At 48.9% G+C, this 15,712-nt stretch carries 10 protein-coding genes; 5 read left to right on the top strand and 5 right to left on the bottom strand.

The window, feature by feature from the left end; genetic code table 11:
• A partial coding sequence (locus FJM74_RS07695; protein ID WP_187262005.1) for a T9SS type A sorting domain-containing protein occupies positions 1–421 on the top strand: 421 nt, incomplete at its 5' end.
• Between the two features lie 445 nt (positions 422–866).
• Here the strand turns inward: FJM74_RS07695 and FJM74_RS07690 are convergent.
• The 4 genes from FJM74_RS07690 to FJM74_RS07675 all read right to left on the bottom strand — a co-directional run bounded on the left by FJM74_RS07690 (position 867) and on the right by FJM74_RS07675 (position 4,999).
• On the bottom strand, positions 867–2,315 hold the full coding sequence (locus tag FJM74_RS07690; RefSeq protein WP_187262004.1) for an SDR family oxidoreductase: 1,449 nt from the start codon (positions 2,313–2,315) through the stop codon (positions 867–869).
• Between the two features lie 317 nt (positions 2,316–2,632).
• Complete coding sequence (locus FJM74_RS07685) at positions 2,633–3,157, bottom strand: GNAT family N-acetyltransferase (protein ID WP_187262003.1); 525 nt, start codon at positions 3,155–3,157, stop codon at positions 2,633–2,635.
• A 78-nt stretch (positions 3,158–3,235) separates the two neighbouring features.
• Entirely contained in the window at positions 3,236–3,652 is a 417-nt protein-coding gene (locus FJM74_RS07680; RefSeq protein ID WP_187262002.1) for a WapI family immunity protein, read from the bottom strand.
• Positions 3,653–4,600: 948 nt separating this feature from the next.
• A complete protein-coding gene (locus FJM74_RS07675) occupies positions 4,601–4,999 on the bottom strand; it encodes a hypothetical protein (RefSeq protein WP_187262001.1) in 399 nt (132 codons plus the stop codon).
• Positions 5,000–5,141: 142 nt separating this feature from the next.
• On the opposite strand from FJM74_RS07675, the gene hppD reads away from it, so the two are divergent.
• The 4 genes from hppD (at position 5,142) to FJM74_RS07655 (ending at position 13,726) form a co-directional block, all read left to right on the top strand.
• Positions 5,142–6,236: a 4-hydroxyphenylpyruvate dioxygenase gene (gene hppD / locus FJM74_RS07670; RefSeq protein WP_187262000.1), complete on the top strand. Its 1,095-nt coding sequence runs from the start codon at positions 5,142–5,144 to the stop codon at positions 6,234–6,236.
• Positions 6,237–6,407: 171 nt separating this feature from the next.
• Positions 6,408–8,138, top strand: coding sequence for a phospho-sugar mutase (locus FJM74_RS07665; RefSeq protein WP_187261999.1), 1,731 nt, complete (start codon positions 6,408–6,410; stop codon positions 8,136–8,138).
• Positions 8,139–8,409: 271 nt separating this feature from the next.
• Complete coding sequence (locus FJM74_RS07660; protein ID WP_187261998.1) at positions 8,410–12,957, top strand: DUF7619 domain-containing protein; 4,548 nt, start codon at positions 8,410–8,412, stop codon at positions 12,955–12,957.
• 184 nt (positions 12,958–13,141) lie between these two features.
• Positions 13,142–13,726, top strand: coding sequence for a nitroreductase family protein (locus tag FJM74_RS07655; RefSeq protein ID WP_187261997.1), 585 nt, complete (start codon positions 13,142–13,144; stop codon positions 13,724–13,726).
• A 364-nt stretch (positions 13,727–14,090) separates the two neighbouring features.
• Here FJM74_RS07655 and dnaB read toward each other — a convergent pair whose 3' ends face one another.
• On the bottom strand, positions 14,091–15,662 hold the full coding sequence (dnaB, locus tag FJM74_RS07650) for a replicative DNA helicase (protein ID WP_187262013.1): 1,572 nt from the start codon (positions 15,660–15,662) through the stop codon (positions 14,091–14,093).
• Positions 15,663–15,712 lie beyond the last annotated feature (50 nt).

The raw sequence follows: 15,712 nt of genomic DNA, 5'->3' as shown, positions 1-15,712 counted from the left end.
AGTGCACAAGGAGCAGGGCGGCGGCGACAACCTCTCGGTGGGATGGCAGCTGCCCTCCGGCACCCTGGAGCGGCCCGTGCCCGGCAAGAGACTATCTCCTTACTTGCAGGGCGCTTCGCTTATAAGCAGTGCGCTGGTTAGCGCCAACGCCAAAAAAGCAGGTGCGGAGGTGGTGCCCTACCCGAACCCCTTTACCGAAGAACTCACTATTGCTTTTACAGAAGACGTGGAAGAGCTTCAATCCGTCATGCTTTACGACATGAAAGGGAGTATCGTGTACAAAAGAACAGGCAGTATCCCCTTGTCGGGCAATGCGTATACCATCCACCTGGCAGGGAAGTACTATAGCCCAGGCTATTATATACTCAGGATCATTCAAAGCAATGGTCAGGCAAGTGTAGTAAAGGTCCAGAAAAGATAACGCCTCTACTTCGGCAGCATACCGCTGACTGCTGTAATTTCGGCAGCACAGACTTCAGAGCATAGGCATCTGTCCCGGAGCATTTCCGGGGCAGATGCCGCTTTCGGTGGCGCAACGGCCCAGTGTCAGCATGGATTATTTGAATTAAATTACCCCTCCGGAGCTACTGCTGCTAAGCCTTCTTTCAGATATATGCTGCCTGGCACGCTGCCTCGAACCAAGGCCCAGGCACATCGCAAAACATGATTGGCCAGTAAGTGCCTCGGGTTATTTGTACATCCGCCGCTCCACGAGTGTCAAAAAGGAGCTACCGCTTTTCTTATGAGGAACAGCCGCAGTAGGCTCTTGAGAGCTGTTTTTATTAGAATAATTGCCCAGATGAGCAGGTACCTGGCTTCTGCTGCTTTGGCAGGTCAGGTTCCGGTGCGGAAGTTTGCCTGCCAGGCTACAATTTGAATTTAATAATATTGGCTGCCATGCCATCAAACACAAAGTAGTGAAACGGCAGCACCGCGTACCAATACAACCTGCCCCATACTCCTTTAGGCCGGAAAGTGGCGGTTTGCTGCAAAAATGATTTCCCCTCCTTTTCGATAATCTTAAACTCCAGCCAGGCCTCGCCAGGCAGTTTCATTTCGGCATAAAGCAGCAGCCTTTTAGTAAGCTTGTCGGCCACCAGTACCCGCCAGAAATCCAGGGAGTCGCCGGAGTTGAGGGAGGTGACGTTGGTTCTGCCTCTGCGCAAACCTACACCTCCCATCATTTTATCTAAAAATCCCCTGATCGACCAGAGCCAGTTGCCATAATACCAGCCGCGTTTACCGCCGATAGACCAGATATTTTCGAGCACAGCAGCATCATGGGCCGTAATCGGCTTCAGGCGGAGGTCCAGAAAGCAGCCATCTGTCGGCACATGGATATGGTCGAGCAGCGAATTGCCGCGGTAACTCGATATGAGCGAATCTTTCCAGCTGGAAACAACACTGTTTTGCTCAATTTTCTGAAAAGCAAGCGCTACGGCCTCTTTGTAACTGATCAGGTTAACATGCAGCAGTTGGCTCAGGTTATTGGGTGTAGCCACTACCTCCACCTTCATGCTGTTAACCAGGTTCACGGCTAGTTTATAGGAAGTGGAGGTCACAAAGTACAGCCAGTACGACGAAAGTCGGGGCGTCATGACAGGTATGGTGAAGATGAACCGCTTTAAGCCACGCACTTCGGCAAACTGTAGCAGCATTTGTTTGTAGGTGAGCACATCAGGCCCTCCAATGTCGTAGGACTGATGGAAGGTTTCGGGCCGGAGCAACACGCCTACCAGGTACTCGAGCACATTTCGGATGGCAATAGGCTGCGTTCTGGTGTTGAGCCATTTCGGCGTGATCATGACCGGGAGCTTTTCGGTCAGGTCTCTAATAATTTCAAACGAGGAGCTACCAGAACCTACAATGATGCCGGCCCTGAGGGCAGTTACCGGAACTGAGCCAGAACGCAGTATCTCTTCTACCTTTTTGCGGGAGGTCAGGTGCCTGGAAAGCTTTTCGTCGTTGATGATGCCGCCCAGGTAGATGATTTGCTTCGCCTGGGTTTGCTGCATAAGCTTCAGGAAGTTCTGGGCCGACAATGCTTCCAGCTGCTCAAAGCTCGACGAATTATCGCTCATGGAGTGAATCAGGTAATAAGCTACGTCGATATTCTGGAGGAGGCCGGCAGAAACGGCGAGGTCTTTTAAAAAGTCTATTTCAATAACAGAAATGCTGGGGTGCCTGAACAGGCCCTCTTTCGGAAACCGATTGGCATCCCGCACGCAACATACCACCTCGTGCCCCTGCTCCAACAACAAAGGCAATAGTCTTTTTCCGATATATCCGTTGGCACCCGTTAACAAGATTTTCATAGCAAAGGGGGTATCAGATATTTACATAAAGTAGCTCCCGGATCAAAAACAGAAATTTCAATAAAAGGTTTTGGAGAAGCAGGCAGCAGGCAAAAGAGCTTACAGCCTGCGATGATTTAATCGCTATAGTTCCTTATCGAAGCTTCCTGTTTTTTGGTGATGCTATTAACGTTGTGGGAATTTACGTTAAGGCGGGTTTCGGGGCACAAAGGTTCAATTTATTTCTAAAGTTCTGTAGAAGCACAAAGCTCCAAGTTTGCACGTCACCCTGCCTGACGCAAAACCCGTGTTAGTGGCTGCCTTTCTTGTCGTCCGCATTAGTTGTTCAATTTTAGTTTCATCATAATGTCGGTCTGCTCGTCATTGCCTAAGTTGAAAATGTGTTTGTCAAATTCTACGAAACCATTTTTTTTGTAAAAGTTTATTGCTCTCGGATTTTCTTCCCAAACACCTAACCAAACATAATCAGCGTTTTTCTGTCTTGCGATATGTATTGCTTTGTCGTAAAGGATTTGTCCAACGCTTTTTCCGTGAAAGTCCTTTAAAACATAAATACGTTCAATTTCAAGTGCTTTGTCGTCCTGTAATTCTGTTTGAGAATGTCCAAAGTTTAATTTTAAATAACCAATTACACTGTCGTTAAGTGTTGCAAAATAAAATTCTGCGTTATTGTCGCTAAGTTCAGTCGTCAGTTTTTCAGCGGAAAATCCTTCGTCTAAATATTTTGTCATATTCTCTTCGGAATTTCCTGCTGAAAACGTTTCAAAAAAAGTCTGTCTGCCAATTTTTTGCAATTGGTCAATGTCGTTAAGCGCTACTTTTTTTATTACAATGTCAGTCATTTTTTTCTACGGTGTCGTTCTTTAAGGTTGCCACTAACGGATTAGCCTAAAAAGCGCTTTAGTGTTTTTTAGGTGTGGTTAGTGGTTCGTTATTATACTTTTCAAGTCTGAAATCAATATAGGAATAAGACCTGAATCAGTTGTAAACCCCGTCTGAATCACATTATTATAGCCAGTTCCTGAAAAGTTTTCATCTTCAATTCTGATTCCTATCCCCAGATGTCCAGAATCATCAATACCAATTAATTCCATTTTAAAGCGTTCAGGTGACATTCCTTCTAAAATGGCTCTGCCTTTTCTACTTTCATCAAGAAGTTTTAGGCTATCAATAAAAGCTTCAATGTTCTCACGTTCTATCCAAATGCTATCAATAATTGCCTCAATGATTCCTGTTTTTATTTTTATTTCAATATTGACACTTGGGTAATAGTAATCTTCGGAATAATTCCTTATTATTTCTATAAACTCTGATTTGTATTCGTTGTAAATCTTCATATTCTAATAACCCCTAACTAGCAGATAACAGTAATAACTTCCCAGACATACGCTTATCAGCACTATGTGCGTAGGTGTTTCCCCCTGTTTACCTGAGGAATATCGTGATTTTTGCCTTGCAGCTGTTTCTTGCCAACTTTTATTTATATATACAGTTTTGTCAATAACATTCCTTCTTTAGATATATGTTTTGTTATCTAATTTTCAGCCTCCAAATCAACTGGCAAGAGCATAAAAAATAATGTAGGGTAGCCTTGCCCCCCTGACTGCGCAGGTGCCATGCCATCGTTTCGCCAGCGGGGTGCCGCAGGTAGAGGACCTGCATTTTGAGGAACAGCAGCAAAAGGAGCAGAAAGGTCTGAAGGGGCCTTTTTATTTGAATAACCCAAGTTGTGCGGTAGCAGCCCTAAATAATGTGGTGCGGCGGGTAACTACAAGTCAGATACAGTTGCCAGGTGCAAAGAGTGACGATTTTTGTTTGAGCGTTCAGCGAGTTCAAAATCGTCTTGATTTTTTTGGTTCTTTTTGTATCAAGACAAAAAGAACAAAGACACGGGCCATGAAACAAGCTGCTTCTACCAAAAAGTCTTAACAAGCGGCTATGCTAACTTAACCCCAGGCCAGTGGCCATTGCCTTAGGCTCTCGCCCACAAGATCCTTTCAGGAGGACAAAGGGACTAAGTCAGAAAGGCTCTCTACCGCACAACTTGGGTTAGAATAATTGCGTGTACGACACAGGGCGCTATTTCTTTTACACAATCCTAATGGGCCCGGGAAGCAATTATTCTAATGAATTAGGCCCCCCAGAGGCATTATCTGCTGATGACTTTGTTTCCCAACCCATAGAAGCGGCGCCTCAGCCCTGCAGGTGCTGCAAACAAAAAGCCGCACGCTCCTCTGCAAAGCAGGTGGGCGTGCGGCTTTTTTGGTTTGAAGAATCTTCTCTTTTTATTCCGCTTTCCAGAGCTCACGGGCCTGATCGCCGATCAGCACCATAAAGCGGGCAGGGTTGGCTACCAGTAGCAGGCGCATGTCCACACCCGGAAATTCATCAGACTCTACCCAAACGCCTTCTTTCTCACCATCCGGATTTACCATGCCACCGTTCAGCGAGCTGGCCAGGTAGGCCGTCGGCAGCAAAATATCGGTGTCCGATTTCAGTTTGCCATGCACGTCCTCCAGCACATCCTCCAGGAAATCGCCGAACTCTTCGTTAAAGTCATCCTCCAGGTCGTGCAGTTCCTCCTCTATGTCATCGTAGCGCGCATCGTTGTAGTCGAGTGCGTTCAGCTCCTCCTTCTTCTGTATAATGGCCACAAGGGAGTTATTCAGGGCAGTTGCGTTCATAGTTATTCGTGATTTTTTACAAAGTTGTGAACATGCCTCAGAAATTGCAAATATTCAGAATGATAATTTGATTTCTGCCACACTCACCTGGCATGCTGCGTAAAACTAGTAATTTACAACCACTGCACAAACTCTAAACGCTATGTCTACCGATATCCTTCCTCTGAACGGCACCGACCACATCGAGTTTTATGTCGGAAATGCCAAGCAGGCCGCCCATTTTTACCAGTCTGCTTTTGGCTTTAAGCTGGTAGCTTACGCCGGCCCCGAGACAGGCCTGCGCGACCGCGCCTCCTATGTGCTGGCCCAGGAAAAGGTAAGGCTGGTGCTCACCACCTCGCTCCTCCCCGACTCCGACATTGCCCGGCATGTGCAGCAGCACGGCGATGGCGTAAAAGTGCTGGCGCTCTGGGTCGACGATGCCGAAAAGTCTTTCCAAGACACCGTAGCCAGGGGCGCCACACCAGCCCGGGAGCCCGAAACGCTAAAAGATGAGCACGGCGAAGTGAAGCTGGCCTCTATTCGCACCTACGGCGACACCATCCACACCTTTGTGGAGCGGCGCAACTACAGCGGCCCGTTTATGCCCGGCTTTGTAGCCCGCAGCTCACCCCTGCAGGTAGAGCCGGTGGGGCTGAAGTACGTGGACCATTGTGTTGGCAACGTGGAGTTAGGCAAGATGAATGAGTGGGTGGAATTTTACGAGAAAGTGATGGGCTTTAAACTACTCGTCACGTTCGACGACAGCGACATCAGCACCGAATACACGGCCCTGATGTCGAAAGTGGTGTCGAATGGCAACGGTTATATTAAGTTCCCGATAAACGAGCCGGCGCAGGGACGCAGAAAATCGCAGATAGATGAGTACCTGGAGTTTTACCGGGGAGCCGGCGTGCAGCACATCGCCCTTGCCACCGACAATATCTTGCACACCGTGTCGGAGCTTCGCCGCCGGGGCATCGAGTTCCTGTACGTGCCCGAAACTTACTATGAAGATCTGTTTGAGCGTGTAGGCAGGATAGACGAAGACATGCAGGCCCTGAAAGCGCAGAACATACTCGTAGACCGCGACGATGAAGGCTACCTGCTCCAGATATTCACCAAACCCGTAGAAGACAGGCCGACGGTATTCTACGAGATCATTCAGCGCAAAGGGGCCCGTTCGTTCGGAAAAGGCAATTTCAAGGCTTTATTTGAGGCAATTGAGCGGGAACAGGAGCTTCGCGGCAACCTTTAGTCAAAAATTAAAGTATCGGGCTGTTAATTAAAACAGATTTTCTTTACTTTGAACTGTCATTCGCATCACACCAGTCAGCTCGTGCGCCCGCAACTGGTGTGATTTTTTTGCGCCTGCCCTTGGGCCCGGCGCCAGTAATCGAAAGAACATAAAGCATATTTAAGATAAAACATGGAAACAGCTATCCGCCAGAAAGTAGATGCCTGGCTTAACGGGAATTACGACGAAGCCACTAAAAACGAGATACAGCAACTGCTGCACAACAACCAGGAAGAGGCCCTGGCCGACGCCTTTTACAAAGACCTGGAATTCGGCACAGGTGGCCTGCGCGGCCTGATGGGAGTTGGCAGCAACCGCATGAACCGCTACACGCTGGGCATGGCTACGCAGGGACTGAGCAATTACCTGAAGCAGAATTTCCCGGACCAGCAGGTGAGGGTGGCCATCGCCCACGACAGCCGCAACAATTCCGATAAGTTTGCCCGCATCACGGCCGATATTTTCTCTGCCAACGGCTTTAAGGTGTACCTGTTCGAGGCGCTGCGCCCCACGCCTGAGCTTTCTTTTGCCATTCGCCACCTGGGTTGCCAGAGCGGCGTGGTTATCACGGCTTCGCACAACCCCAAAGAATACAACGGCTACAAAGCCTACTGGAACGACGGAGGCCAGGTAACAGCCCCGCACGATAAAAACATTATTGCCGAAGTAAACAAAATCACCTCGATTGATGACGTAAAGTTCGAGCCGAAGCCGGAGAACATCGAATTGGTCGGAGCCGAAGTGGACGAGGCTTATCTGAACGAGGTGCTGGGCCTTTCTATTTCGCAGGATGCCATTAAGCGCCAGAACGATCTGAAGATAGTTTTCACCCCGATTCATGGCACCGGCATTACGCTCGTTCCTGAAATTCTGAAGCGCTACGGCTTCACAAATGTGCACGTGGTAGCGGAGCAGGCCAAGCCTGACGGCAACTTCCCGACGGTGGTGTACCCAAACCCGGAAGAGAAAGAAGCCATGAGCCTGGCCATGCAGAAAGCTGCTGAAATTGATGCCGACCTGGTGCTAGCCACCGACCCGGACTCCGACCGTGTGGGCATTGCCGTCAAAAACCACAAAGGCGAATTTGTGCTGATGAACGGAAACCAGACCGGCAGTCTGCTGATTAACTACCTGTTGCTGGCCTGGCAAAAAGCGGGTAAGCTCACTGGTAAGGAGTTTGTGGTAAAAACCATCGTTACCACCGACCTGATAAAGGAACTGGCTGACAGCTATGGCGTGAAGATGTACGAAACCCTGACCGGCTTTAAATACATCGCCGAATTGATAAAGCAGCTGGAAGGCAAAGAGGCCTACATTGGCGGCGGCGAAGAAAGCTACGGCTACCTGGCTGGTGACTTTGTACGCGACAAGGATGCGATCTCATCCTGCGCCCTGATTGCAGAAATGGCTGCCGTAGCCAAAGACAAAGGCCAGACGCTGTTCGAGATGCTCCTGGAAGTATACACCCAGCACGGCTTCTACAAAGAAGAGTTGATTTCGATTACAAAGAAAGGCATGCGCGGTGCCGAAGAAATTCAGCAGATGATGGCCGACATGCGCAGCAACCCGCCCCAAACCATCGCCGGATCGCCGGTCGTGCTCATCACTGATTACAAAACAGGCGTTCAGAAAAACCTGCAGACCGGCGAAGAAACCACTGTAGACCTGGAGCGCTCCAACGTACTGCAGTACCTGACCAAAGATGGCAGCAAAATCTCTGCCCGTCCGTCCGGCACCGAGCCAAAGATCAAGTTCTATTTCAGCGTAAAAGAGCCGCTTGCCTCGGCTGCAGAATATGACAAGGTAAATGAGCAGCTGAGTGCGAAGATTCAGCAGATTATTACTGATCTGAAACTGAAGTAAGTAGTTAACATTTTTTTCATACGCAGCCTGTGTCGCTATTCGTGCGGTACAGGCTGCTTTTTTTGAAACTGATTGCGGTCTCCAAACTTAGTTAAACTGTTTCCTGGCAACTACCAATTCATTTGATTTCTGCAACCTATATAAATCTTGTAAAAGTTTTTCAAGAAAAGGAATTCTAACTAAACAAAGTTAATAAATTCATATATTGGAAAAATATTAAAAGAGGCATGGATTTTCCTTGGAATTGCCAACGCCTGGATATTATCCTTCTATGAGAACCGGTTTATTGCTTTTCTTCTTGTGCCTCGCTTATGTATCGGCCATTTTTGCACAGACATCCAATTATACACCTGCCTATATAGTAGGAAAAAGCCTGCTTTACCCACAGGATATCGTTATGGGGCAAGATGGTTTGCTATATGTAGCCGATGGCCATTCTACCCGGGTATTCGACACTTCAGGGAATTTCAAAAAAGAGTACTACACCAAAGAAAACATTAGGGATCCGAGAAGTGATTTTCGGGTTAGCAGAGACAAGGATGGGAATGTGTATCTGATAACAGAGCCTAAAGGCACTATCCAAAAGTTAAGTCCTTCTGGAGAGATAATTTTAACTATCGACACTCATGATGAAGTGCCTTATACTCCTAAGGGAATAGTTGTAGATAATGATGGCAATATTTTCATAGCTTATTCCAGAAAACATAAAATACAGAAATTTAGCCCACAGGGAACATTGATTCTTGAGTTCGGCGAACTGGGCCATCAGCAGGGGCAGTTTTCTGTTCCAACTGACTTGGCTCTTGATGCAAATGGCAATCTGTATGTTACCGATACTGGAAACAAAAGAATACAGGTATTTAATAAAGAAGGCAAGTTTATAAAGCAAATTGGCGGACAAGAATCTTTTCCTGATTTAATACCTTCCGATGTTGCAGTAGATGCTCAAGGGAATGTTTATGTTACAGATGTTGCAGCATATCGCGTACTGGTTTTTGACAGTAATAACCGCTTAGTAAGAAGCTTTGGAACAGAGGGTTGGGGAGATGGGCAGTTTATGACAGGCCACTTTATGGAAGCCAGGCTCACGATTGCTGTTGATGCCACAGGAAACATCTTTGTAGGGGAGGGAGACGAGGCGCTACGTATACAAAAATTTTCCCCGGAAGGCAAGCACCTCCTGAGCTTTGGGTATGGCAATACTTTTATACAAGCTTTACCAGAGGCTTTGTCTGGTTCAGTAGGTCTGTTTAAATCAGATGCTATCGGCAACTTCTTTATTTGCCACAAACACCTTGGGATAATAAATAAGTACGATAAAGACGGCAACCTTCTTTTCTCTTTCGGGGGGGAAGGTTCTGATGATGGCAAGTTTCAATATCCGATTCAGGATATGGCAACAGACAGGGAAGGCAATTTATTTGTGATGGCTGGGGACTACAGGGGCGGCGATGTACAAAAGTTTAGTTCAAGCGGAAATTTCATTACCAGATTTGCAACTTACGCTGAAAATAATATTTCAAATGATACTGCTCCTGCAAATCCCGATCAACTTGCTTTAGACCACAATGGGTATATCTATTTAAAAGATAGAAGATGTATTTACAAGTATAATCCACAAGGAAACTTTGTTGGAAGATTATTTTTAAACGATAACGATACTGGCAGTTCATTAATATTCATTGACGATAAGTATACCAAATTTGCTTTTATTGCGATAAATAACAGCGGGCTTATTTATACTTTATTATCGGATGGAAAAATTGTGAAACATGATTTGGATGGCAATTTCTTGGGGCACTTGGTCGATGATAAGAATGTAGAAATTAAAGCTACCAGTATTGCGTTCGACGGACTTGACAACATTTACATAACGCAGCGGGGACGTATAATAAAATATGACCCTATTACAAAAGTTATGTTGGGCATCAGCTCCTATCACCCGTTTCTGATAGCGAGAGACGATAATTACCATGACGGTGGTATTAGCGTGAACAGCTCAGGCTCCAGAGCCTTTGTGGCAGGCATTAATAGTGTCGTTTGTTTTAGTGATGGCACAGACCCTGATCAAGTAGCCTCAAATCAAGTTTCAGGAACAATTTTCAATGATACTAATAACAATTGTTTAAAGGATAATGAACAAGGCATAGCAGGCATGGTGGTAGAGGCATTGCCCGGTCCTTTTTATGGTATAACAGATAATTCGGGTAACTATTCTCTGGAAGTAGGCGAGGGTAAATTTTCTATAAAGCAGATTCTGCCAAAAAAGTCTGTCATACGCGAAATTGAGCAGGTGTGTCCTACAGCGGAAGGAACTCACACAGTTTTTTTCAATTCTGGTGGTGGTACAACAGGTAACATCAACTTCGCCAACCAAGCCACCCTCTCCCCCTACCTCAGCGCCAGCGTTTCCTCCACGCGCCGCCGCCGCTGCTTCCCCGGCACCACTACCATTTCCTACAGCAACACCGGCTTTGCCTCAGCCGCAAATGCCAACGTGTACCTGCAACTGCCAGAATATGTGGTGCTCAAGTCTGCAGACAAACCTTACACCCGCCTGCCAAATGGCACCTATGCCTTCGAGGCAGGAACCTTAGCAATAGGACAGAAAGGAACCATCACCATACAGGACTCGGTAATCTGCGGAAACGAAAGCATCCGTGGCCTCACCGTCTGCACCAAAGCCTGGATAACGCCAGGCAACCAGTCTGCAGAAGGAAAAGCGACCACCACCATAACAGGAGTCTGCAATTATGCCACCGGCCACATCCGGTTCGTGATCAGAAACACCGGTCAGGCAGACATGGACTCAGAGAGCCAGTTCAGAATTTACCAGGATGGGCAACTGGCCACAGTGGAAGGTTACCAACTTGCCGCCGGCGACAGCATGGTGCTGCACATACCTGCCAGCGGAAGAACTGTCAGGCTGGAGGCAGATCAGCCGGACGAGAACGGCGACAACACCCTTGCCAGCGCCACGGTGGAAGCCTGCCGCGAAATTGCCTCCCGCATCGCTGTCAGCACCAACTTTGTGAATGCCTTACCTACCGATGACGAGGAGGCTGAGGTAGCCGAAGAATGCCTGCCGATTATCGACTCTTACGACCCCAACGACAAGCTGGTGTTGCCAACAGGGCTGACAGAGGAGAACTACACCCCCACCAACACACCGCTCAAGTACAAGATCCGATTCCAAAACACCGGCACCGACGTGGCCTATAAGGTTGTAGTAGTAGATACCCTCTCGCAGCACCTGGACATAGCTACCCTGCAAATGGGAGCCGCTTCTCATGACTACAACTTTAGCGTGAGCGGCAAAGGGCAGCCGGTACTCACTTGGACCTTCAACAACATCTTGCTGCCCGACAGCACCAGCAACGAGCCCGGCAGCCACGGCTATATCCAGTTCAGCATCAAACCAAAGGCAGAGCTGCCAGAAAAGACAGCTGTGGAGAACTTCGCCGACATTTTCTTCGACTACAACTCTCCCATCCGCACCAACGTGACGGTGAACCGCATCTATGATATGCCACAGGAGATAATAGAGGAGAACCGGATTATAGCCGAAGAAGTAATCATGACTCCGGCAATAGCAAACTTTACACCTGCAGCAGGCAGATTTGGAGCAGAGGTAGTCATTACAGGAGCCAAGTTCTCAGGCAATGCGCAGGACAATAAAGTCTACTTCAACGGAATACCGGCAGAGGTAGTAGAGGGTGATGCCGTATCGCTGAAAGTGAGAGTACCGGCTGGTGCCAGCACTGGTACGCTCAAAGTAATTACAGCCAATGGAGGAGCCAACAGCAGTGCAGCCTTTACGGTGTACCAGCCGCCGGTAGTAAGCGGCTTCAGTCCTGCAGAGGGCTTAGTGGGCTCAGAGGTAGTGCTGCAGGGTAGTCACTGGTCGCAAGAGTTGCTGGAACAGGTACAGCTTGGCTCCCATACCTGCGAAGTGATCCGCACTAGCGAGAATGAAATCATGGTGAAAGTACCTGTAGGAGCAGTGTCCGGAGCTTTCATCATACATACCAAAGGCGGTACGGCAGCGAGCAGTGGTTTGTACAAAGTGTGGTACGCCCCGGCGATCACCTCTACAGATACCGCCATGCAGCGGGTAGGTGGTAGAGTATCGTTATATGGAGAGAACTTTTCACGTGAAGCCTCCCGAAACTTAATACAATTTGGCACTACGCAGGCACAGGTGCTGCAGGCCGGGGAGCAGGTGCTCCAGGTACGGGTGCCGGAAGGAGCGCAGACAGGTACCATCAGTGTTACCACGCCCGGCGGCACAACTTCTACAGCATTTGAAGTGATACCAGCACCTCTTATTATAACCGTGCACCCAGCCAGGGCCAGCGTAGGCACTGTAGTGGAGTTGAAGGGGCAGCACTTTCTGACGCTGGGCCGTCAGGATACGGTAAGCTTCAGTGGCATGGAAGCCGTCATCCTCAGTTCCTCTGCCTCCTCCTTTAAAGTACGTGTTCCGCGTGGCGCGGCAACCGGCAAGGTAATGGTGGCAGGCAGCGGCGGACGCGCCCTGGCTGATTTCGAGCTGGAGCCCCTCACCCCGCAGCAGGCTATAGAGGTTTATCCAAACCCCAGCTCCGGCCACATCACCATAGACTTTGTTAAAGCCGATTTTGATGTGCAGGCCGTGCAGGTTTATGATGTAAGAGGAAGATTGGTGCATGACCAGCTACTGAACTCCGGACTGTCATACAAACTGGAAATAGACTTGTCGGCAAACGCTGCGGGAGTTTACCTGGTGGCAATCCGGACGGAGCGCGGGATGGTGGTGAAGAGAATCGCGCTGTTATGACACAAATCTACCCATGAATTACCCTCACCCTTACCGTGAAAACTGCAAGCCGCTGCCACAGCTAAATTATTCTAATGAAATAGCCCCTCCGGAGGCCTAATGGCTGTTGCTGCTGTCCGGAAAAATCTTCTGTCCTATAACATTCAGAAAGGCCTTATCTTTGCACAAACATTGAAAGATTAAAATGAGCGATACATTCTTAGAGATAGCCCAGGTAATCCGCAACCGCAGAACCATAAAGCCCGCCCAGATGAACGGGCAACAGATACCCGATGAGCAGGTAAAGCAGCTCTTGCAACTGGCAGACTGGGCCCCCACCCATGGGCACACAGAGCCCTGGCGATTCAGGGTATATACCGGTAAAAAAGTAAAAGACTTCTGTCAGGCACACGCAGACCTATATAAATCTAACACCAGAGAAGAAGATTACCAGCTCTTCAAATACGAAAAGCTACTGCACATGGGCGACGGAGCTTCGCACCTGATCGTAGCCTACATGCAGCGTGGCGACCTACCCAAAATACCGGCGCTCGAAGAAATTGCCGCTACCTCCTGCGCCATACAAAACGTGCTGCTGGGCGCTACGGCTTTAGGAATTGCCAGCTACTGGGGCTCCGGCGGCATGGCGTACAAACCCGCCATGAAAGAATATCTCCAGCTTGGCGAAGAAGACCTGGTGCTCGGCATCCTCTACCTCGGTTACACCGACAAACCCGCCCCAACTGGCAAACGAACGGTGGCCCTGGAAGAAAAGGTGCAGTGGATGTAGGAGGTGTGAATTTTGAATGAGTGAATAGATTAAGGCGAGAGTGAATTAGAGAATTCTTACTCTGAAAATTATCTAATTCTGTAAATTATTTAGGTTAGGGCTCCATAAAAATATTATGACAAGAACCATCCTGCACATCCTAATATCCTGTAAATCCTGATTCTGACAGCAGTAGCGTCAGGAGGAGCAGAAAGCTCCGGAGGGCCTAAACCATTCGAATAATCTAAAATAGAAGAGCCGCTGCACATCCTGCAGCGGCTCTTCTGTTGCCTTAGCTGAAGAACTATCAGATAATTATCTATATCCCTGAGTTTCGAATGCTCAACTTAAAAGATCTTGAATCTAAAATCTAGTATCTAATATCCTAAAAAGGAGGTTCTTCGAAGTTAGATGCCGGGAAGCCTCCACCGCTGTTGCCGCCATCGTTCATGCGGCTGCCCAGGCGTATGGAGCCAGGCGATTCTGCATCGAAGGTGCTGTTCGGAAGGGCGTTGAAGCCGCCATCGCCACCACTGTAGTCATTGTCGAGGTTCGTGAACTTGGTGTACTTGCCTATAAATTTGAGCTGCACGTTTTCCAGCGAGCCGTTCCGGTGCTTGGCTATAATTACTTCGCCGATGCCGGCAGTCGGATTGCCCATCTCATCTTCGGTGAGCCCGTAGTATTCGGGGCGGTAGAGGAAGAGCACCATGTCGGCGTCCTGCTCTATAGAGCCCGATTCACGTAAGTCGGATAGCATCGGGCGTTTATCGCCACCACGCGTCTCCACGGCGCGGCTCAACTGCGAGAGCGCAATTACCGGCACACTCAGCTCTTTGGCCAGCATCTTCAGCGCCCGCGAGATAGAGGCGATTTCCTGCTCCCGGTTACCACCACCCTTGCCATCGGCGTTGCCACTCATCAGCTGCAGGTAGTCAATAATGATCATCTGGATGTCATACTGCGCCTTCAGGCGGCGGCACTTGGTACGTAGCTCCCGGATAGAAAGGCCCGGCGTATCATCAATAAAAATGGGGGCTTCGGTGAGTCTGGAAATTTTATGGTTCAGCTGCGCCCACTCGTACTCCTCCAGGCTTCCTTTCTTGATCTTCTCAGAGTCAAGCTCGGCTTCGGAAGAAATTAAACGGTTAACCAGCTGCAGCGACGACATCTCGAGCGAGAAGATCGCCACGCCTTTCTTAAAATCTACGGCGGCATTGCGCAGGCACGAAAGCACGAAGGCCGTTTTACCCATGGCGGGGCGGGCAGCCAGAATAATAAGGTCCGATTTCTGCCAGCCAGAGGTAACACGGTCCAGCGCCGTCAGGCCACTCGGCACACCGGTCAGGCCATCTTCCTGCTTGCGCTTCTCCTCCAGTTCTTTCAGGGCCTGGTGCATGAGCGAGCGCATGTCGTCGAAGTTTTTCCGGATGTTCGACTCTGACACTTCGTAGAGCTTCGCCTCGGTGCTGTCCAGCAGATCAAATACGTCGGTAGTGTCTTCAAAGGCTCTGGTGAGTACCTCAGACGAAATGGAGATCAGGTCGCGCTTAATGGAGTTTTCCGAAATAATGCGGGCGTGGTACTCGATGTTGGCAGCCGAGTTAACACGGGAGGTGAGTTGCGTCACGTAATAAGCGCCACCAGCCAGCTCCAGCTCCCCGATCTCGCGCAGTTCCTGCGTTACCGTCAGAATGTCGATGGGTTCCGATTTATCGAAAAGGGCCAGGATGGCTTTGAAAATACGCTGGTGCGATTCTTTGTAAAAGCTTTGCGGACGCAGGATATCAATTACTGTCGTCAGGGCGTCTTTTTCCAGCATCAGCGCCCCCAACACTGCCTCCTCCAGGTCAATGGCCTGTGGGGGCATCTTGCCAAGCTCCGACACAGCTGGTGCTCTTTTCGTCCAGTTGTTCCGGTTGGTAGCCGGCCTCACATTCGTTTTCATCTCCTCCATACTCACAAATTTAACCATCTGCGCTTTTTATTAATCCACAAAGCCGCCAG

The sequence above is a fragment of the Pontibacter beigongshangensis genome (assembly GCF_014332515.1).
GTDB lineage: Bacteria > Bacteroidota > Bacteroidia > Cytophagales > Hymenobacteraceae > Pontibacter > Pontibacter beigongshangensis.
The sequence above is the reverse complement of the archived record's forward strand: the minus strand, read 5'-3'. Positions and strand labels throughout refer to the sequence as shown.

What these genes read in the sequence shown, in the direction of transcription:
- FJM74_RS07690 (WP_187262004.1), bottom strand. Translation starts at nt 2,315, where the DNA reads ATGAAAATCTTGTTAACGGGTGCCAACGGATATATCGGAAAAAGACTA.
- FJM74_RS07685 (WP_187262003.1), bottom strand. Translation starts at nt 3,157, where the DNA reads ATGACTGACATTGTAATAAAAAAAGTAGCGCTTAACGACATTGACCAA.
- FJM74_RS07680 (WP_187262002.1), bottom strand. Translation starts at nt 3,652, where the DNA reads ATGAAGATTTACAACGAATACAAATCAGAGTTTATAGAAATAATAAGG.
- FJM74_RS07675 (WP_187262001.1), bottom strand. Translation starts at nt 4,999, where the DNA reads ATGAACGCAACTGCCCTGAATAACTCCCTTGTGGCCATTATACAGAAG.
- hppD (WP_187262000.1), top strand. Translation starts at nt 5,142, where the DNA reads ATGTCTACCGATATCCTTCCTCTGAACGGCACCGACCACATCGAGTTT.
- FJM74_RS07665 (WP_187261999.1), top strand. Translation starts at nt 6,408, where the DNA reads ATGGAAACAGCTATCCGCCAGAAAGTAGATGCCTGGCTTAACGGGAAT.
- FJM74_RS07660 (WP_187261998.1), top strand. Translation starts at nt 8,410, where the DNA reads ATGAGAACCGGTTTATTGCTTTTCTTCTTGTGCCTCGCTTATGTATCG.
- FJM74_RS07655 (WP_187261997.1), top strand. Translation starts at nt 13,142, where the DNA reads ATGAGCGATACATTCTTAGAGATAGCCCAGGTAATCCGCAACCGCAGA.
- dnaB (WP_187262013.1), bottom strand. Translation starts at nt 15,662, where the DNA reads ATGGAGGAGATGAAAACGAATGTGAGGCCGGCTACCAACCGGAACAAC.